Origin of the sequence: Halobacillus sp. BBL2006, from assembly GCF_000786645.1 — a bacterium.
Lineage (GTDB): Bacteria > Bacillota > Bacilli > Bacillales > Halobacillaceae > Halobacillus.
On record NZ_JRNX01000383.1, the window covers coordinates 1 to 1,292 of the forward strand.

Here is a 1,292-nt window from a genome sequence, read left to right on the forward strand (position 1 = left end):
TTATTTTTGTTTTTCCTTAAATCCTTCATTAACTGCGCTGATTTGCTTTTATTAATAGTTTCCCCCTCCTTACTTATGGATTTGTACCATTGATTGCTTTCTCAGAGGTATATACTAGATTCATAGAGTCAAACAACACCAAAGTTTCTTTCCGGAGCAATATCATCAGATACATCAACATGATTTCTAATCCATGTAATGACTAAATCTTTAGGGTAAAGTGTCCGGCCACCTACATGAACTTTTGGAAAGTCATTGCGCTTTAATACGTGAGCATCAAGAGATTGTACACTGACATTAAACACACGCTCAGCTAATTTTGTTCGATCAAGTAAATAGGGTAATTCCATTTCTTTCTGAACATCTTCTTGTGCTTTTTTAGCAATATCATAAAAAATATCATAAACCTTGTTATTAAAATCAGATTCGGGTTGCAGTTTAGCTTCAAACATCTACAACATCTCCTTATAAGTTTTTTGTTCCTTTAAGGAACATTGGTTTTCAAAAAAATTTGTCCACTTGAACTCTAGAGCAAAAGCTATGTCCTTCGCTGTTTCTACTGTAGGATTTTTAACTCCTGATTCAATATGGGTATAATAGCTTCTCGATATGTTTGATTTAATAGCTGTTTGTTGTTGCGTTAAATCCTTCTGAAGTCGAATCTCTTTTAACCACATCCTCAATTTATCCACCTCCTAAAGTTCCTTTAAGGAACATCTTATAATGTATTATAAGTTCCTTTAGGTAACATTGTCAACAATATCCATATATTTTTTTTACACTTTTAGGAACTTTTCTTTAAGTTACTTTGAGAAACATTTATAATGGATACATAACACACTTTAATCTAGTGAAAAGCATGGTGGTATAAACATGAATTTTTCAAACAGGCTGAAAAGATGCCGACAAATAAAAAAAGAGGAAAATCCAAATTGGACCCAAGATTATATTGCAAGGCAAATCGGCGTAGCTCGAACAACTTACACAGCATACGAGAGAGGTACCAAAATTCCTACTTTAGATACTGTGAACAAGATCGCTGACCTTTTTGATGTATCCACCGATTACCTTTTAGGCCGATCAGATATATCAGATTATCAAGTGGATAAAAGCAATGAATTTGATTCCATAAAAGAAGTAAATATATTGATGGACCAATACGGAATCGAAGATGCAGCTTTTTTTGATTTGGAAAAGTGGAAATCAATGAGTCCAGAGCAAATAAGGGAATTGGAAAGTTACTTTCAATATTTAGTGAAAAAATCTAAAGAATTCGAAGAAAAAGAAAATAA

General features: G+C 32.8%; 3 protein-coding genes. 1 reads left to right on the forward strand and 2 read right to left on the reverse strand.

The features are described 5' to 3' along the window. Nucleotides 1–128: 128 nt before the first annotated feature. Together LD39_RS11880 and LD39_RS11885 are read right to left on the reverse strand one after the other, a co-directional pair. Nucleotides 129–452, reverse strand: a complete 324-nt coding sequence (locus LD39_RS11880) for a hypothetical protein (RefSeq protein ID WP_035546712.1) — start codon at nucleotides 450–452, stop codon at nucleotides 129–131. Continuing rightward, complete coding sequence (locus LD39_RS11885) at nucleotides 453–683, reverse strand: helix-turn-helix transcriptional regulator (RefSeq protein ID WP_035546713.1); 231 nt, start codon at nucleotides 681–683, stop codon at nucleotides 453–455. A gap of 190 nt (nucleotides 684–873) precedes the next feature. On the opposite strand from LD39_RS11885, the gene LD39_RS11890 reads away from it, so the two are divergent. Further along, nucleotides 874–1,292 (forward strand): helix-turn-helix domain-containing protein (locus LD39_RS11890; RefSeq protein ID WP_035546715.1); only part of this gene is annotated, 419 nt, incomplete at its 3' end.